The sequence below is a fragment of the Bacillus sp. FSL K6-0255 genome (genome assembly GCF_045040725.1).
Taxonomy (GTDB): domain Bacteria; phylum Bacillota; class Bacilli; order Bacillales; family Bacillaceae; genus Bacillus; species Bacillus subtilis.
Map to the genome: position 1 here is coordinate 2,097,510 of NZ_CP150278.1, position 22,755 is coordinate 2,120,264.

General features: G+C 42.7%; 32 protein-coding genes. 6 read left to right on the forward strand and 26 right to left on the reverse strand.

Features of this window, described 5'->3' with window-relative positions:
• Positions 1 to 66: 66 nt before the first annotated feature.
• Positions 67 to 888, reverse strand: coding sequence for an LD-carboxypeptidase LdcB (gene ldcB / locus MHB62_RS10495; RefSeq protein WP_014480046.1), 822 nt, complete (start codon positions 886 to 888; stop codon positions 67 to 69).
• Between the two features lie 82 nt (positions 889 to 970).
• The gene (deoD, locus tag MHB62_RS10500; RefSeq protein ID WP_003241589.1) at positions 971 to 1,672 is read right to left on the reverse strand and encodes a purine-nucleoside phosphorylase; all 702 of its coding nucleotides are present in this window, start codon (positions 1,670 to 1,672) and stop codon (positions 971 to 973) included.
• A 201-nt stretch (positions 1,673 to 1,873) separates the two neighbouring features.
• On the opposite strand from deoD, the gene MHB62_RS10505 reads away from it, so the two are divergent.
• The gene (locus MHB62_RS10505; RefSeq protein ID WP_003231174.1) at positions 1,874 to 1,999 is read left to right on the forward strand and encodes a hypothetical protein; all 126 of its coding nucleotides are present in this window, start codon (positions 1,874 to 1,876) and stop codon (positions 1,997 to 1,999) included.
• Between the two features lie 39 nt (positions 2,000 to 2,038).
• Here MHB62_RS10505 and yodL read toward each other — a convergent pair whose 3' ends face one another.
• From yodL to MHB62_RS10520, 3 genes are all read right to left on the reverse strand, one after another.
• A complete protein-coding gene (gene yodL, locus MHB62_RS10510) occupies positions 2,039 to 2,353 on the reverse strand; it encodes a shape determination protein YodL (protein WP_004399431.1) in 315 nt (104 codons plus the stop codon).
• A gap of 60 nt (positions 2,354 to 2,413) precedes the next feature.
• Positions 2,414 to 3,025, reverse strand: a complete 612-nt coding sequence (gene pgpB / locus MHB62_RS10515; RefSeq protein ID WP_015251881.1) for a phosphatidylglycerophosphatase PgpB — start codon at positions 3,023 to 3,025, stop codon at positions 2,414 to 2,416.
• Positions 3,026 to 3,101: 76 nt separating this feature from the next.
• A complete protein-coding gene (locus tag MHB62_RS10520; protein WP_003231166.1) occupies positions 3,102 to 3,278 on the reverse strand; it encodes a YozD family protein in 177 nt (58 codons plus the stop codon).
• 118 nt (positions 3,279 to 3,396) lie between these two features.
• Here MHB62_RS10520 and MHB62_RS10525 point away from each other — a divergent pair, with 118 nt between their 5' ends.
• Positions 3,397 to 3,540 carry a hypothetical protein gene (locus MHB62_RS10525; protein WP_003231164.1) on the forward strand — a complete coding sequence of 48 codons (144 nt, stop codon included), beginning with the start codon at positions 3,397 to 3,399 and terminating at the stop codon, positions 3,538 to 3,540.
• On the opposite strand, the gene MHB62_RS10530 is transcribed toward MHB62_RS10525, so the two are convergent.
• From MHB62_RS10530 to cgeC, 14 genes are all read right to left on the reverse strand, one after another.
• On the reverse strand, positions 3,537 to 4,217 hold the full coding sequence (locus tag MHB62_RS10530) for a hypothetical protein (RefSeq protein WP_014480050.1): 681 nt from the start codon (positions 4,215 to 4,217) through the stop codon (positions 3,537 to 3,539). The two genes, MHB62_RS10525 and MHB62_RS10530, sit on opposite strands and share 4 nt — an antisense overlap.
• Before the next feature lie 147 nt (positions 4,218 to 4,364).
• The gene (locus tag MHB62_RS10535; RefSeq protein WP_003231160.1) at positions 4,365 to 4,589 is read right to left on the reverse strand and encodes a YozE family protein; all 225 of its coding nucleotides are present in this window, start codon (positions 4,587 to 4,589) and stop codon (positions 4,365 to 4,367) included.
• 86 nt (positions 4,590 to 4,675) lie between these two features.
• A complete protein-coding gene (locus MHB62_RS10540; protein ID WP_032722011.1) occupies positions 4,676 to 4,954 on the reverse strand; it encodes a YokU family protein in 279 nt (92 codons plus the stop codon).
• The gene (gene ablA, locus MHB62_RS10545) at positions 4,951 to 6,366 is read right to left on the reverse strand and encodes a lysine 2,3-aminomutase (protein WP_015714115.1); all 1,416 of its coding nucleotides are present in this window, start codon (positions 6,364 to 6,366) and stop codon (positions 4,951 to 4,953) included. Before ablA ends, MHB62_RS10540 begins: the two co-directional genes overlap by 4 nt.
• Positions 6,367 to 6,394: 28 nt before the next feature.
• On the reverse strand, positions 6,395 to 7,222 hold the full coding sequence (ablB, locus tag MHB62_RS10550) for a putative beta-lysine N-acetyltransferase (RefSeq protein ID WP_032722013.1): 828 nt from the start codon (positions 7,220 to 7,222) through the stop codon (positions 6,395 to 6,397).
• A complete protein-coding gene (locus MHB62_RS10555) occupies positions 7,200 to 8,510 on the reverse strand; it encodes a peptidase (protein WP_072692686.1) in 1,311 nt (436 codons plus the stop codon). Before MHB62_RS10555 ends, ablB begins: the two co-directional genes overlap by 23 nt.
• Before the next feature lie 8 nt (positions 8,511 to 8,518).
• Complete coding sequence (locus MHB62_RS10560) at positions 8,519 to 9,172, reverse strand: 3-oxoacid CoA-transferase subunit B (protein ID WP_015383895.1); 654 nt, start codon at positions 9,170 to 9,172, stop codon at positions 8,519 to 8,521.
• Positions 9,157 to 9,846, reverse strand: coding sequence for a CoA transferase subunit A (locus MHB62_RS10565; protein WP_032722015.1), 690 nt, complete (start codon positions 9,844 to 9,846; stop codon positions 9,157 to 9,159). Before MHB62_RS10565 ends, MHB62_RS10560 begins: the two co-directional genes overlap by 16 nt.
• 6 nt (positions 9,847 to 9,852) lie before the next feature.
• Complete coding sequence (locus MHB62_RS10570) at positions 9,853 to 11,187, reverse strand: aspartate aminotransferase family protein (protein WP_032722016.1); 1,335 nt, start codon at positions 11,185 to 11,187, stop codon at positions 9,853 to 9,855.
• Positions 11,168 to 11,323 (reverse strand): hypothetical protein, encoded by a 156-nt coding sequence (locus MHB62_RS10575; protein ID WP_015714119.1) that lies wholly within the window; start codon positions 11,321 to 11,323, stop codon positions 11,168 to 11,170. The genes MHB62_RS10570 and MHB62_RS10575 overlap by 20 nt, the downstream gene beginning before the upstream one ends.
• Positions 11,317 to 11,466 carry a YjcZ family sporulation protein gene (locus MHB62_RS10580; RefSeq protein WP_015251877.1) on the reverse strand — a complete coding sequence of 50 codons (150 nt, stop codon included), beginning with the start codon at positions 11,464 to 11,466 and terminating at the stop codon, positions 11,317 to 11,319. The genes MHB62_RS10575 and MHB62_RS10580 overlap by 7 nt, the downstream gene beginning before the upstream one ends.
• A 43-nt stretch (positions 11,467 to 11,509) precedes the next feature.
• Positions 11,510 to 12,289, reverse strand: a complete 780-nt coding sequence (gene cgeE, locus MHB62_RS10585; protein WP_015383898.1) for a spore maturation N-acetyltransferase CgeE — start codon at positions 12,287 to 12,289, stop codon at positions 11,510 to 11,512.
• A 28-nt stretch (positions 12,290 to 12,317) separates the two neighbouring features.
• The gene (gene cgeD / locus MHB62_RS10590) at positions 12,318 to 13,598 is read right to left on the reverse strand and encodes a spore maturation glycosyltransferase CgeD (protein ID WP_032722017.1); all 1,281 of its coding nucleotides are present in this window, start codon (positions 13,596 to 13,598) and stop codon (positions 12,318 to 12,320) included.
• Between the two features lie 64 nt (positions 13,599 to 13,662).
• Positions 13,663 to 13,968, reverse strand: coding sequence for a spore maturation protein CgeC (gene cgeC, locus MHB62_RS10595; RefSeq protein ID WP_003230826.1), 306 nt, complete (start codon positions 13,966 to 13,968; stop codon positions 13,663 to 13,665).
• A gap of 204 nt (positions 13,969 to 14,172) precedes the next feature.
• Between cgeC and cgeA the strand changes: the two genes are divergently transcribed.
• Positions 14,173 to 14,574: a spore crust protein CgeA gene (cgeA, locus tag MHB62_RS10600; protein WP_015251873.1), complete on the forward strand. Its 402-nt coding sequence runs from the start codon at positions 14,173 to 14,175 to the stop codon at positions 14,572 to 14,574.
• Positions 14,575 to 14,580: 6 nt separating this feature from the next.
• Positions 14,581 to 15,534 (forward strand): spore maturation protein CgeB, encoded by a 954-nt coding sequence (gene cgeB, locus MHB62_RS10605; RefSeq protein ID WP_032722018.1) that lies wholly within the window; start codon positions 14,581 to 14,583, stop codon positions 15,532 to 15,534.
• 70 nt (positions 15,535 to 15,604) lie between these two features.
• Here the strand turns inward: cgeB and MHB62_RS10610 are convergent, their stop codons facing one another.
• Positions 15,605 to 16,753: a phytase gene (locus MHB62_RS10610; RefSeq protein WP_003230820.1), complete on the reverse strand. Its 1,149-nt coding sequence runs from the start codon at positions 16,751 to 16,753 to the stop codon at positions 15,605 to 15,607.
• A gap of 369 nt (positions 16,754 to 17,122) precedes the next feature.
• On the opposite strand from MHB62_RS10610, the gene MHB62_RS10615 reads away from it, so the two are divergent.
• Complete coding sequence (locus MHB62_RS10615) at positions 17,123 to 18,148, forward strand: SDR family NAD(P)-dependent oxidoreductase (protein WP_032722019.1); 1,026 nt, start codon at positions 17,123 to 17,125, stop codon at positions 18,146 to 18,148.
• Positions 18,149 to 18,191: 43 nt separating this feature from the next.
• Here the strand turns inward: MHB62_RS10615 and msrB are convergent, their stop codons facing one another.
• Both msrB and msrA read right to left on the reverse strand, forming a co-directional pair.
• Entirely contained in the window at positions 18,192 to 18,626 is a 435-nt protein-coding gene (gene msrB, locus MHB62_RS10620; protein WP_014480061.1) for a peptide-methionine (R)-S-oxide reductase MsrB, read from the reverse strand.
• Positions 18,627 to 19,160: a peptide-methionine (S)-S-oxide reductase MsrA gene (gene msrA, locus MHB62_RS10625; RefSeq protein WP_003230812.1), complete on the reverse strand. Its 534-nt coding sequence runs from the start codon at positions 19,158 to 19,160 to the stop codon at positions 18,627 to 18,629.
• A gap of 131 nt (positions 19,161 to 19,291) precedes the next feature.
• Here msrA and MHB62_RS10630 point away from each other — a divergent pair, with 131 nt between their 5' ends.
• Positions 19,292 to 19,717, forward strand: a complete 426-nt coding sequence (locus MHB62_RS10630) for a MarR family transcriptional regulator (protein WP_004398634.1) — start codon at positions 19,292 to 19,294, stop codon at positions 19,715 to 19,717.
• Positions 19,718 to 19,766: 49 nt separating this feature from the next.
• Here the strand turns inward: MHB62_RS10630 and MHB62_RS10635 are convergent, their stop codons facing one another.
• From MHB62_RS10635 to MHB62_RS10650, 4 genes are all read right to left on the reverse strand, one after another.
• The gene (locus tag MHB62_RS10635) at positions 19,767 to 21,104 is read right to left on the reverse strand and encodes an MATE family efflux transporter (RefSeq protein ID WP_019712863.1); all 1,338 of its coding nucleotides are present in this window, start codon (positions 21,102 to 21,104) and stop codon (positions 19,767 to 19,769) included.
• A gap of 71 nt (positions 21,105 to 21,175) precedes the next feature.
• Positions 21,176 to 21,370 (reverse strand): protein YpmT, encoded by a 195-nt coding sequence (ypmT, locus tag MHB62_RS10640; RefSeq protein WP_003230808.1) that lies wholly within the window; start codon positions 21,368 to 21,370, stop codon positions 21,176 to 21,178.
• Positions 21,371 to 21,382: 12 nt separating this feature from the next.
• A complete protein-coding gene (locus tag MHB62_RS10645; protein WP_003230807.1) occupies positions 21,383 to 21,946 on the reverse strand; it encodes a YpmS family protein in 564 nt (187 codons plus the stop codon).
• Between the two features lie 9 nt (positions 21,947 to 21,955).
• Positions 21,956 to 22,723: an SGNH/GDSL hydrolase family protein gene (locus MHB62_RS10650; protein ID WP_019712862.1), complete on the reverse strand. Its 768-nt coding sequence runs from the start codon at positions 22,721 to 22,723 to the stop codon at positions 21,956 to 21,958.
• Positions 22,724 to 22,755: the final 32 nt, after the last annotated feature.

Consider the following 22,755-nt stretch of genomic DNA (forward strand, 5'->3'; position numbering starts at 1 on the left):
AGAACAAATGCTAGATTCACCAGACACAATGAAGCCCGCTTATCTAGTGTAAGCGGGCTTTTCATTTTAAATTTTCTTCACTTTTTCAAAGTACTCTTCAAGCGTTAAATCATTATCTTGGATGACCTTTGCGGCTTTTTTGCCTACATAGCGCAGATGCCATGGCTCATATTCATATTTCGTGATATCTTCTTTATTTTTCGGATAGCGAATGATAAAGCCATATTTATAAGCATTGTCCTGCACCCATTTCCCGTCTGCCGTGCTTCCGAACGCTTCATTTAGCTCAAAGCCATTGCTCCGGCTCGAAATGTCCATCGCAAGGCCTGTTTGGTGCTCGCTTTCACCCGGGTAAGCAACCGCTTCCTTTGCCTTCTTTTCCCCTTTTAGGCTTACTTCATTGTCAAAAATGACTTTCTGTCTGTCATACGAACGGTACCCTGAGACAGCTGCCAGTTCATAGCCTTCCTTTTTGGCAGCATCGAACATTGTTTTTAATGCGTCGGCCGCTTCTTTTCTGATGTAACGTTTTTGAATCTTTTCTTCAAAAGAAAACTCTACATCAGGTATGACAAGATCGCTAGGTTCATAGTTTCCGGGCAGTGCATATTGTTTATTGACAAGCGCGAGTATATTTTCTGGATTTTGAATGGTTTCCAGACCATCGACTTTTTTAATATCATTGAAATACTGGCTTTCCAATGAAAACTCACTGTTTTGAGTGTTTGATTTTTTGCTGTCAGCTGTTTTTTGTTCTGTTTGCTTTGTTTCTGCTGTGGTTTTCGTATCCTTTTGAGCATCTCCGTTCGACATGCTGCAGCCGGCTCCGACTATTGCCGTTACACTCAGAGCGGCAGCCAGTGAGAACCATTTACCGGACTTTTTCATATTACATTACCTTCCTTTTATCAATCGTTTCCGCATTCATAAAGAAGAGGCTGCCGGCACCCAGCACGCCTCTTGATATATTTTATTGTGATACGGAATGTAAAGCCACTTCTATCATATCATGAAATGTCGTTTGACGCTCTTCCGCTGTCGTTTCTTCTCCTGTTAATACGTGATCACTCACGGTGAGAATTGACAGGGCTTTTCTTCCGTGCTTCGCTGCTAATGTATACAATGCAGTTGTTTCCATTTCAACGCCAAGCACACCGTATTTTGCAAGTTTTTCAATTTGCGAATCGTCGTTGTAGAACTGGTCAGCTGTAAATACGCTTCCTACAGTCACCGGCACACCTTTATCCTTTGCGGCATCATAGGCATTTTTTAAAAGCTCAAAATCTGCGCAAGGCGCAAAATCAATGCTTCCAAAAGCGACTCTGTTCATTTGTGAATCAGTTGAGGAGGTCATCGCCAAAATGACGTCTCGCACTTTGACATCTTTACGAATAGCGCCGCAGGAACCAACTCTTATTAGATTTTGCACATCGTAGCTTTGAATTAATTCATTCACATAAATTGAAATAGACGGAACTCCCATTCCCGTGCCTTGTACTGAGATTTTTTTACCTTTATATGTACCCGTAAATCCATACATGCCTCTGACTTCATTGTAGCATTCTACATTTTCAAGATACGTTTCTGCAATAAATTTTGCTCTGAGAGGATCTCCCGGCAAAAGCACTGTATCCGCAATTTGTCCTTTTTCAGCACCTATATGTACACTCATCTCATATCCTCCTGTAAATCTAAATTATCATCCAGCCCGTCCATTTTACAACGAATGTCATGATGAAACAAACTTCAGCATTGATTATAAAGGAATATGTCGAAAAAAGAAATGTTCGAGGATCTGTTAGGCACTTCCTCAGAAAAACGGATAATCGGGGTGTTAATTTGAAAACCTAACCGCAGGAAGGAGGGGTAGGACATGGGTAAAAAACATCGTAACCGGATCACCGGCCAAAAAAAGAACAATCATATACCTGAAAAAGATATCATTGCAGCTGAAGAAGCACACGGGAAAGAATATTCTGCTGCCAAACGCAAGCCTTAAAACTGCAGAAAACTGCGGGTTTCCGCAGTTTTCTTTTCATTATGTCGTTTGTACAATCAGACGATTGATTTTCCTCCAGCCGGCGGGAAGCAGTTGATAATATGTTTTCCCTTTTCTGCCTTCATCAATCAGGATCACGTCCCCTGTGGCCATGAATCTTGCATCATAATCACTCGGAACAGTGTCGAATACATTAAACAAAGAGAATGCTCTTTTCAGCACGTCTTGATGATCGCTCCCGTTCAGTTCAGTTCGATAGACGGCTCTGTAGCCCTTTTTTTCGCCAAACCGGGGTGTCTGAAATATTGTCACGTCATAGGAACAAGACTTCTTTTTAAACACGGATAACATCATCAAGATCCCCTCCCTTTTATTTCTATAACATATTGGCGTTTTTGCTGTGTTTTCCTCTCTCTATTTTTGTCGAAACCGCTTAATCTTTTCGTCAAAACCTTTTACTAGGAAAAACAGAAGCAAGCCGAGACTGAAGCCTCCTAACACATCCGTCAAAAAATGAACCCCCAGATAGACTCTGCTTATGCCGACCAAAACAGTAATTACACCGGCTATGATATATACCATTTTTTTATGCTTGGACAAAAACGGGAGGTGTTTCACTAAAAAGTAAGCAATAACAGGATAGACACAAGCAGCATTCATGGAATGGCCGCTCGGAAAACTGAAGGATGATTCATGAACCAGCGGTGCAAAATCAGGCCTCACTCTTTCGATCCATTCTTTTAAGACTTTGTTTAACAGCCGATCTGTGCCGAATACTAAGAGCATCAACAGGCCGTCCCATGTTTTTCTGTAGAAAAACATGCCTGCTCCAATGATGACAATTAGAGGGAGCAGAAAAGAAGAAGCACCAAGATGCGTGATCCCCGTCATGACTTCATTAAGCCATGGCTGACGGATCAAAACAGCTGCCTTGCTTATTGCTTCATCTGCAGATTGAACAGCATTTGTATGAATGGCCGCAGCTAGAATGAGAAAGAAAAGAAACAAGCTAACGGGCTTGTACAATTTAACCACCTCAATTTTCACAGAAGTCATAGAACATGAATAATAAAACCGGAGCTGACCGCTCCGGTTTTAAGCCTCACTCATCTTCATCCAGCTCTTCATCTATCATACATTTTTCTATCAAATAATCAAAGGTAATATCAGCGATTTCAAACAGCTCATCCTCACTCGGTATGTAGCCCCGTCTTGCAAGCTCTCTGTAAAAAAATTCAGCGATTTCTTCCGTATCAATCACAAGATCTATTTCTTTCATCTCCGTACCGCCTCCTTTTTTATGTTTTATGAAAAAACAGGCTGAATTATACCCGGTGTTCTAAACAATTCTTTCAGTCATATATTGAATAAAAAACGAGCCATGGGAGGCTGACGCTATGATTGCTAAAATGATGGAAGCACTGGACGGAGAAAGATTTGATATCATAATGGAAAAAACGCTCAAAGGAATGACGCGTGTGATGATTTGGGGCTGTCTGCCATATTTTTTATATGTCTTGATCCGTATGTTCACAAACTAACTGAAATGCTCTTTTAAACTTTCCAAAACAAACATCATCATGTCTTTATATTCTTCATCATGAAACATTTCGTACAGAATTTTGTAGTCATTATAAATATCCAGAAGCTCATCAACAATTGACACAGCAAGGATGTGAAGGGTATCTTGATCTTCATCATCGCCTTCAAACTGAAGAAGAGCAGACGATGCGATATCTTCGCCGATCTCATGGCCAGTTTCTCCGACATAATGGACAAACAACAGCTGATGCACAAACTGGTCCATTTCATATTTTCTAAGCACCAGCGTGAGATCCTCTTCCTCCGTTTCAAGCCACTCTCCATCCTTTAAACGGGTCAGCTCATAAATGATATCTTCCCAGCCATCTTCTAAATATCTCCAAATTTCTGTTCTATGGCCGATAATGCGAAAGAGTTCTTTTCCATAATCTTTTACATAAACAACGTCCCCAATAAGGAATTCATACTCAATATCAAGCTTCTCCATGTCGACAATGACACCCTCATAATCTTTATAAAGCTGAATAGATGATTCAAAGTATAAAACTTCGTTATGATTGACTTCATAAAGATAGTGTTTATCAATTTGGTGTACTTTTGTGATGGTGCCGACTGTTCCATACATAATGACGACTACGATATCCCCTACTTGGAATTTCGGTTTATTTTGCTTCATGGTGTCTCCCCCTCGCCGCAACATTTCTCATACGCTATCGTATGCCGGGTGAAGCCAATTCGCATGGGCATGAAAACCAAAGGAAATATCCAATTATGGTATGGGGGACATAAAAAAATCCGCAGTTATCTGCGGATGAAACAGCTATTATCTGCCGTGCACTTCAGACTCGTATTGATCCCAAGCTTCATCAAACGTCGCCATCGTGTGAAGGTAATCAGCATTCAGCTCCAAATATGAACTGATTTCATGATAATCGGTAGATGTTTTTGGAAAGCTGTGATCCTCATACGCCTGATTGGCAAATTCACTGATGCTGTCCTTCGGCTTAGGGTGTCTGTATTTCAATAAATAGTGATAAAAGGATTTCATGGGTTTCCCCTCCTGGTGTCTGTCTTTTGTTGTTCTATTATACAGTTCAAGTGTAAAATTACAACAAAAGAATACTGAAACATGACTCAGGAGAAGTCAAAATAGTTGCGTTTCAAAATTCTTTCTGTCTCCATGAGCTGCTGATATGTCAGGCTTTCAGGCAGTTTTTTTGTTTGAATTAAAAGCAGCTGATCCTCAATCTCCTTAACCGTGTTTTCCTCTTGATAGGTCATACCGCAGGAAGAACATACCATGGCAGGGGTGTCTGTCAGTTCTATAGCCCTCGATCCATCAGGGAGCTCCCAGTACACCGTGTTCCTGCCGGGCACCGCTTCAAGCTCGCCGCACCATTCGCATGTTTTCATGAAGAATCCCCTCCGCATTCAGTCTCTTTCTGTTTTTTCTGCTGCGCCAAAAATTTCTTTTCTTTGAGCTGATCTCTTTTCTCACGCCGATTTTTTAATGTTTCATGCTCCGGATTTGCGATGTATGCCTCTCTCCTTTTGATTCTGTCTACATTTTCAGGTGTAAACGAAACCTCTTTGTCAGCAAAAATGGCACTCAGCCCGATCGGCTCCTTTTTGTCAGCGGTTTCAGGGAAAACGGACTCAAAATAGGCGTCTGCCTGATTGGGGATATAATTCTCTGGTTCCGGATATGACGTAATCACACCTTCAAAATTTCTTAAGATCACTTTGTCAGGACTTTGTGACAGGACATAGTTTGGCTGCAGGGCGATTTTACCGCCGCCGCCTGGTGCGTCAACGACAAAGGTAGGAACCGCATAGCCTGAGGTATGACCTCTCAGCCCTTCAATGATCTCCAAACCTTTGGAAACAGGAGCTCTGAAATGCCCAATTCCTTCTGACAGATCACATTGGTAAATATAATAAGGACGGACTCTGATTTTTACCAAGTCATGCATGAGCTTTTTCATAATTGGAACCGAATCATTAATACCTGCTAATACGACAGCCTGATTTCCGACCGGCACTCCCGCGTTCACCAGCTTTTCACATGCCTCAACGGATTCTTCTGTCATTTCGATGCTTGTGTTAAAATGGGTGTTCAGCCAGACCGGATGATATTTTTTCAATATCTCGCACAGATGATCGGTAATGCGCTGCGGGAAGACGACGGGCGCTCTTGTTCCGATTCTGATGACTTCCAGATGCGGAATGCTGCGCAGCTCTTTTAAAATATATTCTAAAATTTGGTCGTTGATGAGCAGCCCATCACCGCCTGAAATTAAACAATCACGGATTTCGGGTGTTTCCCGGATATAAGCAATTGCAGCATCAAGCTGTTTTTTGGGGACTCCCATTCCGATTTGTCCGGAAAAGCGCCTTCTTGTGCAGTAGCGGCAGTACATGGAACATTGATTCGTGACAAGAAACAGCACACGGTCGGGATAGCGGTGTGTCAGACCGGGTACCGGTGAATCTTCATCCTCATGAAGCGGGTCTTCCAGATCGTATTTTGTTTTGTGCATTTCTTCAGAAAGCGGCACAGACTGCATGCGTACCGGGCATCTCGGATTGTCGGGGTCCATTAAAGAAGCATAGTAAGGTGTAATATTTAAGGGGATCGTTTTGGTAGAAATTCTGACGCCTTCCTCTTCATCCTCGGTCAGATTGATGACTTTCTTTAAATCATCTAACGTTCTTACAGTGTGTGTCAGCTGCCAAAGCCAATCGTTCCATTTCTCTTCCGGAACGTCCTTCCATAACTCGATCTCCTTCCAATGCCGTTTCGGTTTATACCATTTGTTTTTCAAACGAATTCCTCCTCGCGCATATTTTGACTTACAGTTGCTTGCACCAAATATTCATGTTTTCAAGGCCTTCGGCTATAAAGCAATTATTGATCAGCCTTCCTCCATACTGATAACCTGAATGGTACAACACAGCATTCATCCCAAAAGACGAAGCACGGGCGAGAGAAAATACATGAAAGATATCCTTTCCAGCCATTTCTTTTTCTAACGCCTCGATTAAATAGCTTGTTAACGAATGGCCGCGATATTCCGGCAGCACAGCGCAATCGGTTATTTCTGCATGCCCAAGCTCTGGATTGATTTCTGCGCTTGCTGCGCTGATCAGGCGGTCATGATCAAGCATGATATAATACACCGTATTTGTATTCATCGTCTTTTCAATATAAGCGGGGTCAAATACCGGGGTTGGGTACGTGCGGAATACTTTTTTATACAGCATCGATAGCTGGTACATGTCGTTTGTTTCTGCTTTTCTCATCGTAAAAACGGGTGTACTGTCGTTGCGAAGACGGGGCGCTGTGCGATATATGGCTTCGATGATCTCCTGTTCCTCTGTATAAGAATCTGTTTGTCTCCGGCTTTCTGAAAGGTAACGTACCATGACACAAGCCGAATGGCCGAGATAATAGCCCTTTAGATAGCCCTCCGGCGCAAATAATTGTTTGGCAAGCATTGGCTCATCATGCTGCTTCGCATAGACGATGATTTTTTCTGCATTCTCTTCTTTTGCCGCTGCCACGATATCCGGCAGGGCCTTCTCAATGGCTCCGTCATAACGGACCACTCTGATTCGTTTATTAAAACCGTCATGGTCCAAAACTGCTGTGACACCGCTACTCTTTATTGACTTGAGCATCCGCATCCTCCCCATCTGTATGAAGCCCGCACCAATCCATGACAAAAAGTGCAATAATTTTAGCAGATTCTATCATGGCTTCAACCTCAATGTATTCATTGGCCTGATGAGCCGTTTTTGTTTCCCCCGGCCCGAAAACGATTACTGGTGTATCTCCTGCATGGTACAAAAGCCCTCCATCCGTTCCCCACGGGGAAGCCTCAATAATCGGCTCTTTCTGTTTCATTTTTTGATAGGCTGATTGCAGCACAGAAATTAAAGGGTGATCATCAGGTAAATCATTCGGTAGCCATTGAGCGCCAAACCATTCTACTTGTACGGGATGACGTTTAAACCATTCGTCATGGTATTCTAAATCCTTCAGCCAGTTTTCCAATTCAAGTTTTACAGCTTCTGGTTTCTCATGGGGAGCAATTCCGCATCTCCCTTCTATGACGACACGGTCTGCAACTGAAGATGGCCAGGCACCGCCTGAGATGGTGCCGATATTCACCGGTACCGGTATTGGGATATTGTCATACAGCGGATCTGAAATTCTCGCATTGCGGACTTTCTCCAGCTCTTGTATCGCTGTGATAACGTGCATGCTTTTTTCAATCGCGCTTACCCCTTCGTAGCGTGTGCCCCCATGTGCGGATAATCCCTTCACAGTGATCCGAAACCACATCGAACCCTGCTGCTTAATAAATAGTTTCATATTCGTCGGTTCAGGAATCAGCGCCCCGTCAGCACGATAGCCTCTCATGATGGCGGAAAGTGTACCGGCGCCGCCGCACTCTTCATCTACAACACTCTGAAACAATACATCTCCCTTCAGTTTGACATTGCAGGCGTGCAGGGCTTCTAAAGCAAAAAGAAGGGCTGTATTGCCTCCCTTCATATCCGTTGAGCCGCGGCCGTATATTTTACCGTTTTCTTCGACAGCTTGATACGGTTCATACTTCCAATCCTTTACGCTTCCTTCAGGCACAACATCGATATGGCCGTTCAAAATCAGGGACCTGCCTCCGCCGGCTCCCGTTTTTTTAGCCACGATATTCGGGCTCTCATGAAAATCGGATCGGTTAGATTTAAAGTAGGGATGCTGTTTTAATTGCTTTATGCTTGGCTCCCATACATCAATGTCCATATGAAATTGCCGCAGCTTTTCAAGCACAACAGCTTGGGCGTTAAACTCTGACCCCAATGTGCTTTTTTCCCCAATCAGCCTTTTGAGAAGACGAATGGCTTTGGCCGAATGCTGATCAAGCCACCCGATTACTTTTCTTTCAATGTCTTGCATCCTCATTCCCCCTCTTAAGAAAAAGGCATATCTATTTTGATTTCAGCTTCTGTCAGCCTCGTCACCTCATCGATTGTCGAGCCATTCATCAGCTCTTTTAAAATGAAGTGATGGCTATCGACCTCAAGAACCGCTTTTTCGGTAATAATCAAATCTACACAGCCTGCAGCAGTTAATGGCAGCGTACATCTTTCTGTTAATTTAGGCCTTCCCTTTTGATCTGTATGACTCATGACGACAACCACTTTTTTCGCTTTTTGGGCAAGCTCCATCGCCCCGCCCATACCAGGCACCTTTTTTCCCGGAACAAGCCAATTTGCCAAATCTCCTGATTGGCTCACCTGCAGGGCGCCTAAAATCGTAATATCAATTTTGCCTTTTCTGATCATCGCAAAAGACATGGTTGTATCAAAATAAGACGCCCCTTTTACAGCGCGGACAGGATAGCCCGCGGCGTTGCATAAATGCGCATCCTCTTCTCCCTTTTCGGGACTTTCTCCAATGCCAAGGACACCGTTTTCCGCTTGAAACATGACCTGCATGTCAGGCGGCAAAAAGTTCGGTACCAAGGATGGGATACCGATACCGAGATTCACAATCATGCCCTGCTTAATTTCAGTAGCAGCCCGTTTTGCAATCTGTTCTCTTTCTGCTACTCCCAAGCCCATTTCCACTTCACTCCCTCGCTTCGTACAACTCCCTCAACAAAAACCCCCGGTGTGACAATCATTTCTTCAGAAATCTCACCCATCGGAACGATACGCTCAGATTCGGCAAAGGTTCTCCTGGCGGCCATTGCCATAAGCGGGTTCATATTGCGCGCGGTTTTGTCATACGTTAGATTGCCGAATTCATCTGCAATGTAAGCATTGATGAAAGCAAAATCAGCCGTCAGCGCCTCTTCAATCAAGTATCGTTTTCCCGCCACTGTTACAATGTCCTTTTTTTCGCAAACCATTTGATTATCAATGCCCACGTCGGTTAAAATACCGCCAAGCCCCGCTCCGCCGGCGCGAATCCGTTCCGCAAGCGTTCCCTGAGGTGAAAATTGAACCTCTAACGTCCCCTCTGTCATCTGTTTTCCGGCTACAGGATTGGAACCGATATGCGAGGCGATCAGGGTTTTGACCCGTTGATTAACAATAAGCGGGCCGATCCCGATATCCGGGAAACCGGCGTCATTGCAAATCACAGTTAAATCCGTTACACCGCTGTCCAATATCGCTTCAATCAATGAAGGAGGCGACCCGACTCCCCCAAAACCGCCAAACATCAGAACCGATCCATCCCGAACATCTGCAATTGCTGTGTCAATGCTGATTGCTTTTTGAAATGGCGCCATTTAATGTCAATCCTTTTTTAAGTTTTTTTCGACCGCTGCAACTGTTTCTGAAAAAATAGAGATAAGCTCTTCCATTTCACCGTCTGAAATGGTAAAAGGAGGAGCAATAATGACAGCATCTCCTTCTCCACTGTCTATTCCAGCTTTGGAAGGATAAACAATCAGCCCGCGTTTTTTCGCCTCGCTGACAATAATCTGGGTTATCGCCTGCTCTGGCGGAAACACTTTCTTCGTTTTTTGGTCTGCCACAAATTCAATGCCTAATAGCAGTCCTTTTCCGCGCACATCACCTATAATGCCGCTTTGAGATGCCGCCTCATCAAGCTTCTTCTTCAGCGCAGCGCCCTTTTTTTCTGATTGTTTGATCAAGCCGTGCTTTAACACATATCGCAAAACTTCAAGAGCAGCTTTGGCTGAATAGGGATGTGCACTATATGTGTGACCGCTCATAATCACACCTGACCCTTGTTTTATCGTTTCAATAATAGAATCAGATACGACGGCAGCAGCAATAGGCGCATACCCCGCACCGAGTCCCTTCCCCAGTACAGCAATATCAGGTACGGTGTCCCAATGCTCTGTCGCGAGCATCCTTCCTGTTCTCCCAAGCCCCGTCATCACTTCATCTGCAATAAAAAGCACATCGTGTGAGCGGCATACCTCACTTAATCTCTCATAATATCCCGGAGGCGGAGTAATCGCTGCTCCTGCAGCACCAATAATAGGCTCAGCCACAAAGCCGGCGATGAATTGGCTTCCGATTCTTTTGATCATAGTGTCCAGTTCATCAGCTGCAGTCTGAACAAAGTCTTCTTCTGTCTCGTGATTCAGCCGATAAATATGTGGAGCTGAGATAGCTGGATACCGCTCAATGAGATGGGTGAACCGGTATCTCCTTTCATAAAAACCAGACAATGAAAGCGCTCCCAAAGTTATTCCGTGGTAACTGCTCCATCGAGACAAAAAGATGGATTTTTGTGTTTGCTTTTTTTCCTGCCAATACTGAATGGCGATTTTCATAGCTGTTTCTATCGCTTCTGATCCGCTGTTGACAAAAAAAGACCAATTCACATCTCCGGGCAGCTCCTGTGCCAAGAGAGCGGCTAATTGCTCGGCGGGCTCACTCGTAAACTGTGAGCGGTAAGCAAAAGACACCTGATCAAGCTGTTCTTTCAGCTTCTCAGTCACATCACGAACTCCGTGGCCGATATTACATGTCACCGCACCTGACGAGCCGTCGAGATATTTTTTTCCGGTCTGATCATAAACATATGAACCCTTCGCATAACTGACAACCGGATAGGCCGAGCTAAGCTCTGGCTTAATCAAATAACTGCTCATGCTCCCACCTCAAAACCCCTTTTACCATATTGTATGAGTGTCCAAATGGCGGCATGACGTTCCCCGCAAAAACTTTTTCACATAAAAAGAGCCTTCCTAATAGGGAAGGCTCTTTTGGAATTTCAGCATCTAGCAAATAAAAGCGGCTCCAACAATAATTAATAAAATGAACAAGACAACAATTAACACAAATGTATTTGTCCCGCAGCCAAATCCGTAACCGTACCCAGAGTATCCATACATGCTGTTTTCATCCTTTCTTATCACGATATACGGCATTTTATGCGGGCCAAGTCCCAAATGGTTTGTGCAAACGCCTATTTCATGTAAGGAAATAATGAAATACAGTATGCACCCGCTCATATTTTTTAAACGTCAGCTTTTCGTAAAACTGAGTTGCACCGTCAGTGCTTGCAGCAACTAAGTAGGCTGCTTCCATTCCTAGTGATTTGGCGATGGACAGCATTTCTTTCACTAAGATACTGCCGTAGCCCTTCCTTTGAAACTGATCTAAAATTGCCACTTCTTCGATTTTAGCCGTTTTCTCTTGATGATCGATAAACAGCTCGCCGCACCCAATGGGAACTTTCTGTGCCTGGTCGCTGTAACAAACAACAAGAATGATTATACCTGCTTCATAGAAAGGATATTTTCTTTTTAATTTTTGTTCAGCGATTGCTTCTCCAATATAAATGGAATCGTAAATTTTCATAATAGAAGATCCGTCGCTAAGACTTTTCGCCGTCCCCCATGCGGTTAAAGGATGTCCCATCTGCCCCTTCCAGTCACTAAGCTTCATGTCATATAGTAGCTCATCCTCGACGACAAAACCGCTTTTTACAAGCGACTGCTTCAAGCCGAGCGGAAAAACATGCTGCGGCGACGCTTTTAAATGGAGATAATTCGCATCAAGCAGCTTTGGTACGGAGGGTAAAAAGTTAAGTAACCGCTCCAATGGAAACGTATCATGGAGCTGAACAAAGTTATGAGAAAAAATTTGCGGAAGCTGCGGATCTCTGTATACGCTGTAATGATCAAACGATGCCGATTCAGACGTTAACAATATATATTGATGTTCCGTTTTTGAATAATGTCCTGTCATGAACGTCTCCTTTTTATGACCTATACCTTTACTCTGTTGCAATATTCAATTTCTTTATAATCTCATCGTACACCGGATAAAACGGCTTTCCAATTGGAAATTGCTGAATATTTCGGAAAGAAGCGGAGATTGGCTTCTGATGTAAAAAAAATTTCCTTGTTACTTGTTCACTAATCGGGTGAAAGACGCCGTTTAGAAACAAAAACGGCTCGCGTTCGATGAAAAACACCCGTCGGCCAGGTGGATTTTTGATCAATTCAGATCGTTTCCACGTAATCGGCGGCCCTTCCGGAAGCATCTCCATCTCTTCTTTTCCAATTGTCACTATGTCTTTTCTTTGAAATTGATAAAATTGAAACGCATACTGGTCCACAATTCGCCTTTTTTTTCCGGCTTCGATATAAAATATTGCAGGATGGTCAGCTTCCTTTACTAAAATATAATTCGGAATGTTTAAAATTTTGCCAATCTTATATTGGAATAAATATGGGTCTGGAACAGCGACAGTCCGATTTAGATACAAAAAACCCCACTTTTCTCCAACAGGATGCCTTACACCCTGATCAAAAAAATACACATTTTGATCTGAACCTTTTACAAAAGAGCCGTCAATCAAATCGGCGGGCAGAAACCGATATGCATTTTGAAATGAATCTGGGGTTTTATAGGTTGTGTCTAATACTTCATTTATCGGCAGAAATGGGGTAAAGTTGTTGAGTCTCGCCCAAAAAATTGCGTCGCCATGATTCCAATGCTTCATATCATCATCCCAGTAGCCTCCAAATTTATGATGGATGAAATTAAGTAACGAACGGCGATGCATAACTGAGCAATGATCAACTTGAAAAGCGGCCTGATCAAGCACTGCATTGGCATTTCTGTAGAAATGTGAGATTTCCTCTCCCCTTTCGTTTACATGTACAACTTTTTGTTTTGAATAGACCGCCTGCGCTTCAGGCTTATGTGAAAACTCTTGCACCATACGGCTCAGCCGCTCAGGATGATAAACAGTGTCGTCAGTAAGATAGGAAATGTAATCGCCGTCTGCAAATGGGAGCGCACTGTTAATTAATGTGGCATAACGGGCGGTTTTTAATCGATCTGCAGGATGCACGAAACTGTTATGATATTGAATGCGCCGGTCATGGAGATACTTGTGAATCACCGCAGTTGTTTCTGCATTCGAATGATCATCCATGATAAAAAGCTCCCAAAGATCATGCGTTTGCTGTATCACGCTTTCGATCGCTTTTTGCAAATAATCGGGTTTGTTGTAACTTGTTAAAATAATAGACACTTTCTCTCCCATCTATACCGCCTCCCTCCGTCAAACATAAAAACGGCTCCGCAGCAAGCAGAGCCTCTGTCATCATTTAAAAAGCACCCCAGCTTACAACACTTGAGAGTGAAACATGAGATCTCGTGTTATTTAACGGGTTTTGGAAAATAACCAAATCAGTCAGAACTTCTTTTACGATGACATTTTGAAGTGTATCTCCGTTGATCAAATTGACTTTTGAAACCGGTACGCCCAGCTCTTTTGCAAAAACAAGCTGGCGTCTGAGGTCAGATGGATTTCCTTCAGAAGACGATTGACGTATAAGCAGAATCAGCAAAAGCAAAATAAAATGCAGATCATCTTGGTTTTCTTCTCGATCCACTTGTTTCTCTAAATCCAAATCATCCCTCTCCCTTATCCTTATCTCTGTTTCACAATATGTGCGACTTCGATTTATGGTATAGGCTATGTCCACTCCATTAAAAAATCAGCATTTTCCTTAAATAGATGAAAAATAGATCAGGTACGGCGTTCGACTCATACCAAATAACAGCCGGAAGAATATGAATAACGTGAGTTCACTATCGAATAGGAGGTGTGTGTAATGAGCTCTGAAAATGCACAGTTAAAAAAGGATTTAATTAAAGCCGTTTTAAGCCCTTTATTTCCAACTGCAACAGAAGGAGGAGAAAATATGGATAGTAATCTTAAAGCCTTGCTTGATGCTGCCATCGATCAAAAAGTAGATGAAAGTGAAACGGTTACGGCAGAATCTCTTTTAGACCCTTCTCTTCCGGCAAGATGGATTTTTGCCAGAATTACGCCAGGCACTACAATCAGCATTGTGACTGATTCAGGTGACATGATCGGACCGGTTGTTTTCGTTGCTTTCGATCAAGTTCACGGTATCGTCTTTGTAACACAGGAAAGCTCCGTCACTCCGGCAGGCCAAGCTACAACATTAATTGATGTAGACAAAGTAGAAAGCGTTACGTTCTTTTCATAACATCCGATGAAAGTCTTGTATATCCAGTCGGGATACGGAGGAATATACAGTTATTTTGATCGCTGGGCTGAAGAATGTTTTCAGAACACTCATACAGAGTATATGATTGCAGATAAACCTGAAGCAGAATCTTTGATGAAGATCGAAGCGTTTCAGCCGGACTTCACACTTATGATGGTTGGAGACCGCGTTCCTCACGACTGGCTGACCTGGTTAAAGGGTAAGGATATCCCCGTGTATGTTTGGCTGACCGAAGACCCATTTTATATGGATATCAGCCTTCAGGTAATTAAGCTTGCTGACGCCATATTAACGATAGAACAAAATGCAGCTCTCTACTATCAAGAGCTCGGCTACCAGAACGTCTATTATGTTCCGATACCAGTTAACCATCGGCTGTTTAAAAAAATGGGCACCGAACATTCCTATCATTCAAATCTGTTAATCATCGGCTATCCTTACCCTAATCGGGTTCAGCTTACGAAAGAAGCGGTCCATCTGCCATTCACGGTTCGGGTAATCGGCAAGGAATGGGGAAAATATCTGCCTAAAAAAGTGCTCAAACAGCCGCATATTGATGTCGTCAGCACATGGGTTCCACCCGAACAGGCCGTTCATTATTATAATGGGGCAGACATCGTAATTAATGCGCATCGTCCCTATCATTTTGCTTTCAACCAAAATACTATGCGCATCAAAAATGCCAGTTTTAATAACCGAACGTTTGATATCGCTGCATGCGAAGCATTTCAATTAACAGATTTACCCGCGGCGCATCCTTTTTCATCCTTTATTTCTTATCACGGCATGAACGACTTTAAGGAAAAAGCCGCTTTCTATATCAACCACCCTGAAGAACGGCAAAAAGCTGCAGCAGCCAATTATAAAGAGACCGTACCCGCATTTACGTTTGATGAGCTTCCTGCAAAACTAAAAGCGATTCATCTGGCGCTTTCTTGAAAAATCGTTCATTGCTATGAACGATTTTTTTATTCATAGAAAAAAGCAGCTGCACAAGCTGCTTTCTATTCTAGCCGTCAGAACGGTCTTTCAGCTTCCTCGGATTTACCTGTTTATGAAGATCAGGCATTTCGCCGAGATGCTGTGCAATTTGTTCCCACGATACAATTTTGAAATTTTGATTGACGGCTTGTCCGTTATCAATATTTTCGCCGTCCTGCGCCACAAAAATCCCGTACGGATATTTTGGGCCAAGTCCGAAACCGAGAACATCAATACCATCCGTGTCACTAGTACCGTCTATCTTCTCGCCATCTGTAATCTCAAAGTTGGCTACATAGCGATTTTTCCCCTGCCGTTCATACATTGCATAGCTGTTATTTCCTTGACTTGAAGCCATGAGATATCCTTTGCCATTTGGTGCATAATAGATTGTCAGTCCTTCAATATCAGCTGTCAAATGATCTCCTGTCGCACGGTCAACAACCTGCCCCTTTGACCCTCCGCCGGGCTCAGCGTTAAATTTCCAGATGGCCTCATCTTCCTCTGCTATGTATAGGTTTCCGTATTCATCATCCGCAACAAGGCCTTCGGTCTGTGAATTCAACTTAAATTCACGCACCTTTTTCCCTGTTACATAACCCTTTCCACCATCAACAATTTCATACTGCTCAAATTCCCCTTGTTTGCCTGTCACTAATGCGTAAAATGCTCCTGTTTTCTGGCTGTGATACAAGCTGAATCCATAAACCTCAGAAATATTGGTGGAAATAGGATGGTTCGGATCTGTAATGCTTTTCAATTTTCCTTTATCCCCGTCTATTGCATATACTTCAATTGTATTTTTTCCTTCGGACCGGTTGGATGCGGCAGCAATATCAATTTTTTCGCCGTTCAATGGAAAATCATAGCGCAGATCGACATTATTGAGCTTGCCAAACTCATAAGAATGAAGCTGTTTTCCGTCTAAATCATACACAACGAGCCCTGACTTCTTATTTGTTGTAATCAACTTGCTTTTTTCCGGGTGTTTTTCATGAACCCAAATGGCCGGGTCATCTGCTGCATCATCGCCAGATGCGACCGGATCTGTCTCCGTGTGTGCAGTCACTTTGAAATGATGTTCCTCATTCACATAATGAGCCGACACCGAGGTTGCTGTCAGGCTAAGCAATAAACCCGCGGCAGTGCTTAGCAGCATTGTTTTTGGAACCTTCATTTGGTACCCTCCTCTTTTATCACTAACACTACTATTGTAAAATATATACAGGTGATTACCGTGAGGAAAATGAACCTTTTTTTATAGGGTTTCTGACTCATAAACAACTTATTCCCCAAAGAGGTGGTGAGATGACTTTGCCAGATTTACTTTTGCGGAGCGAAATAAAAATATGTTGAATATTTAGTACATTGTTTATTTAGTTTTGTTGTTCCCTAGTTACGTCCGTTTTTCCATTTTCTATTAAAAAAGAACACTTTGTGACATGATCATTCCCCTAAATTTTGTTTTATTGGTTGCTTTCATTAATTCGATTACAAAGTTGAACATATGATGCATGGTAGAGAAACGAGAGTTGGAGGATAAGCCATGCCTAAACAGCAAACAGCAGAACTAAAACCATTTTTCCATAACAAAACAGTTTTAGTCACTGGCGGAACGGGTTCAATCGGGAGTCAAATTGTCAAACGCCTTTTGATGCTTACACCTAAACAGGTGATTGTATTCAGCAAAGACGACAGTAAACAGTATGTCATGAGCCAAAAGTATGCGGAGGATAAGCGGCTATTATTTGTACTTGGAGATATACGCGATCACAGAAGGGTGAATCAGGTGATGAAAGGCGTCGATATCGTCTTTCACGCGGCTGCGCTGAAACAGGTTCCGACATGTGAGGACCATCCATTTGAAGCGATCCAGACCAATCTCATCGGCGGACAAAATGTGGTGGAAGCTGCCCTTTCACACCGAGTGCAGCATGTCATTAATATCAGTACAGATAAAGCAGTATCTCCTGTGAACACAATGGGTGCCACCAAGCTGTTATCTGAAAAGCTGTTTCATCAAGCAAACCGCCACGTCCAAAACAAAGGAACCTTGTTTTGTTCGGTCCGCTTTGGAAATGTTCTCGGTTCCAGAGGTTCGGTCATCCCCATATTATTTGAACAGATGATGGAGGGTGAACCTCTGACCATCACAGACAAAAACATGACTAGATTTTTCATGTCAATAGACGATGCAGCTACATTGACATTACAATCGGCTGCTATTACAAAAGGCGGAGAAACCTTTATTTTCAAAATGGAATCACTGAAACTTGAAGAACTGATTCATGGGTTTGAAGAATATGCATCGCAGCACGGGCTCCCGCGGCCGGCTGCAGTAGAAGTGGGCAAGCGTCCAGGTGAAAAGCTTCACGAAGAATTAACATCTCCACATGAAATTGAATCACTGTATGAATGGGGCAACCTTTATGCGATCCTTCCAGAGCCGGAAAAACATCCTGACTTTCGCAAAGTCAATCTGCCTGGGTATCAATCAGATCAAGCCCCGCTCATTACGAAAGAAAGAATTGCACAGATTATTGAAGAATTGCATCAAGAGAAAAAGGCATAAAAACAAGCCTGTCTATCCATTAGGCAGGCCTGTTTTTAACAGTTTATTTATTAAAGAGATGCAGATAGCTTTCGTATCCTTCTTCTTTTAGCTTATGCTTCGGAACAAACCGCAGCGCTGCTGAATTTATGCAGTAACGAAGTCCGTTTGGACCAGGTCCGTCATTAAATACGTGGCCAAGATGAGAATCAGCAGTTCGGCTTCTTACTTCTGTGCGAATCATGCCGTGGCTCGTGTCCAGTTTTTCTTCCACTTCTTCTTCTTCAATCGGCTTTGTAAAGCTTGGCCAGCCGCAGTGGGAATCAAATTTATCTTTGGATGTAAACAATGGCTTGCCTGACACAATGTCTACATACAACCCTTCTTCCTTATGATCCCAATATTCATTTTGAAACGGCGGCTCCGTGCCGTTATTTTGCGTTACTTCATATTGCATGCGATTTAATGACTTTATTTTTTCTTCTTTATTGTACGCCATTTATTTAGCCCCCCAATGCTCGCTGATAAATCCCGCTCGTCCGGAACCTGTCCGGTAGCGCTGATAATGTGCTGGATTCTTTTTATAAAAATGCTGATGGTAGCCTTCCGCTTCATAGAAAGGTTCAGCTTTTAAAATGTCCGTTACAATCGGATCTTTAAAGATGCCGCTTTCCGCCAGACGTTGCTTGGAAGCTTCCGCAAGCTCCTTTTGTTTATCATTATGATAAAAAATGGCTGCGCGATAGGAACTGCCGCGATCAGCAAATTGCCCTCCGGCATCTGTCGGATCGATTTGCTGCCAAAATAATTCAAGCAGTTTTTCATAAGGGAATACATCAGGATGAAACGTGATTTGAACGGCTTCACGATGTCCCGTCGTTTCACTGCACACCTCTTCATACGTAGGGTTTTCAGTATGGCCGCCTGTATACCCGGACACCACTTTTTCAATTCCCGGCTGTTCGTCAAAAGGTTTAACCATACACCAAAAACAGCCTCCTGCAAATGTGGCGATTTCTTTTTTTTCAGACATACTGGTGCCTCCTTTGTTAATACGTGGTATTATTATATTATAGCATGTAAAAATAGAATGAAAATGATTCTGCTTTTCAATAAAATCTATAGGTTTTAAGCAATATGCTTATGTAATGGAGGTTCACAAATTTGAAAGTAAGAACACAGATGATGTACGATATGGAAACTTTACTCCGTAAAGTCTTTAAACAAATACGCAATGAAATCAATGAAATTTTAGATAAAGAGCTGTCGAGGAATGAATTCACCATTCTTCGGATCCTCAGTGAACAAGGGCCTAAAAAAGTCACTGAATTTGCGCCTATTTTAGAGGTATCGGCAAGCCACATTACGGCTGTGACCGATGCGCTGGTAGAAAAGGAATGGATTACGAGAATCAGATCGAAGGAAGACAGACGCATCATCCGCATTCATATCACTGAAGCGGGCGAAAAAGTCCTTCAGCACTTTAACGAGAAAAAAACGGAATATTTCTTTAAACGCTTTGACTGCTACACTGATGCTGAACTTGCCACGTTAATCGAGCTCTTCAGCAAACTTGATAAAAAACGGTGAAAAAAAGCACATACCGATATATAGGTATGTGCTTTTCGCAGTGCTTCACTTATTTTTCAGTAAACAGCTTCATTGCTTTCCAGCGGCCATATCTATAATACAAAAATGCGGCGCAGCTGCTAAATAAAAAACTCATTCCGATTCCAAGCCCGATTCCTTTTTGTCCAAGCCAAGCTGAAAATAGAGCTGTGAAAGGATATCTCAACACCCAAAACGAGATTAAATTTAATACCAGAACCTGCAGCATCGCTCCCGCGGCCCTGACGATTCCGTTCAGCACAAAATTAATCCCAATAAAAGGGTAGAAAAACGCGATCCACTTCAAATATTGTTCACCAAATGCGACCGCATCAGGCTCACTGATAAATAACCTTATGAGATATTTACCAAATACCCAAATCATAACCGCAATCACCAGCATGCAGGAAATAACAGCCATCACACCCAGCCTTGCAATTGTTCCCACTCTTTTTTCGTTTCCGATTCCAATATTTTGCCCTGCCATACTGTTGACGGCCGTACCGGCAGCCATTGCTGGAAGCGTGATGATGCTATCAAGCCGCTGCACCGCGCCAAAGCCTGATACCACGTGATCCCCGTATGAGTTAACAACACTCATAATCGCCATCATACCGCTTGTAATCACCATCATCTGCAGACCTGCCGGAATCCCGAGTTTCAAAATCAGCGCGGACTCTTCCCACTTGGGCATTCTCGGAATTGAGAATGGCACAAGCTTGTGTTTGACGACATAAAACAACCCATACAGAAACGCAATGCCCTGTGACAAAATCGTTGAATAAGCCGCTCCCGCTATTCCCATGCGGAACACAGAAATAAAGAGCGGCGCAAGCACTGTATTCAGTACAACAGCAAACGCAATAAACCGGAGAGGTGTCTTGCTGTCGCCCAGCGCACGAAGCACAGTACTGATAAAGTTATAACCAAACAAAAATAAAATGCCGATAAATTGAATCTGTAAATACGTCTCAGCAAGCGGTATCATTGACTCCGGCGTTTTTAGAAGACGCAGCAAAAGCTCTGAGAGAAAAAAACCGGCCGCGCCGAATCCGATGCTTAGGCCTGTTAATAAAACAACAAAAGCGTTAATATACGACGCCATTCCTTTTATATCATCTTTTCCTTTTTGCTGAGATAAAATGGTTAACGTCGCATTGTTAAGGCCCAAAATAAAAGACAGCACGGTCAAAACAATCGTGCTTGATACCGCGGCTGCCCCAAGGGCCTTTGCCCCCAGTAAATTGCCGATCCACAAGCTGTCTATAAATTGAAAGGAAACCTGCAATGCGTTTCCGAGCATAATAGGCATTGAAAACAGTACAAGCTGTTTCAGCACGTTCCCCTGTGTAAAATCGTATGCTTTCATCTTTTCTCCTTGTGTTCTCAAATTTTCTTCGGACCGCACGAAAAAAGAGACGTTGTTTCATGTCTCTTTTTTCATGACTTATCGGTTTTTTTTCGGTCTCGCATACCGAATGTAAACACCATCACACTTAGGAACAAGGCACAATAGGAAACATTCAAATACATTTGATCCATATCTTCAGCAGCCAGATGATGATAAGCAAGCCAGCCGAAGTACAGGGAAAATGTAAAGGATAATAAACTGAAATACTGGTAAATCCGTTTCATTTTCAGTCACCTCTATTGTTTAGGATGGTAATAGGAAAACTCAATTTCATCTTTTTCTAAATTTATCTTATCCGCTTTGACATACATTCCATTCGTTAAAGGCATTTCTGACAAACGCACTTCAATGCTTTTATCTCCGGGGTGAACATGGACAAATGACGGCAATTCATAAAAGCTGTCCATATAATTTAACACAAAGCTAATTGGTATACTCAATTTCCCTAACGAAAATTTCGTGACATTCAGCTCTACATCACCGTTTTTTTTCACGGTCGGCTCAAAAGCGATAAACGCATCAATAGACGTGGAAAATGCCTTGATTTTCCCTGCGACATGAACATCATCATCAATCTCTACTTTATAATCAAGCTTGTTTGATGCTTTGTCGTTTAAATATGAGTTAACAAACGCAGCTAATGATTCTTTTGTGCTTGTCACTTGAAATCCATACTCGCTCTCAGATGCATCTTTCACCTGAGCCTGTTCCCCCGGAAGCAAAACAAGTGCCACAAACCCGGCGGCGAGGATAAAATTGATTGCAAGCAATATAAAAAACAGTCGCTTCCACTTATTCATGCTGTCACCCTACTCTTTCGGTAATCCTTCTTTTTTAATGGCTTGATAGACGCGCTTTGCGATAAGAGAATAACCCGTACCATTAGGATGAAAATCATCCTCCTCAGAAATTCGGCTGCTGTCACTTTTTTGATTGAACAAATCTTCGATATGAACGATTTTTGCATGTTTATCTTTTTTCAGCTCTTTTTCAGCAATATGGTTCCAATCCGTGACGACACCATTTATTTCATTTAGTTCTGATAATGTAAACGTAAACGGATTGTACATGCTGACATAAATCAGCTCAGCGTGATCATTCAGCTCGCGAATTTCAGAAATGATTTTTTCAAAGCGCTTTTCGTACGGTTTTTCCGCTTCCTGAAACGGTTCAACGGTTAATTGCAGAAAGTTTTGGCGAAGGATTTTCATCAAATCATTACCGCCAATTGTAAAAAAGACATAATCTGCGTCCTTTATGCCTTTTTGAACCTTTTTATCTTTTAGTTTTTCTAATAAATCATCCGAACAGTTCCCTTTTACGGCATAATTTTTCACGTCGACCGTTTTGACTTGTTTATCTGACCGGATAGAATCCGCCACCTTGCCGACATATCCCTTTCCGTCGGGATCTCCGACTCCTTCTGTAAGCGAATCTCCGACAGCCGCTATGACAATGTGTTCTTTTGTTTTCGTTTCATGGGCTTTTTGTTTTCCCTCAGATGATGTACGTATGCTCGTACACGCAGTAAGAAGCAAAATCAAACTGGCCATGATTGAAAAAATGCGCAGCTTCAATCTTGTTGCTCCTTCCCATTCTACTAGTGGAA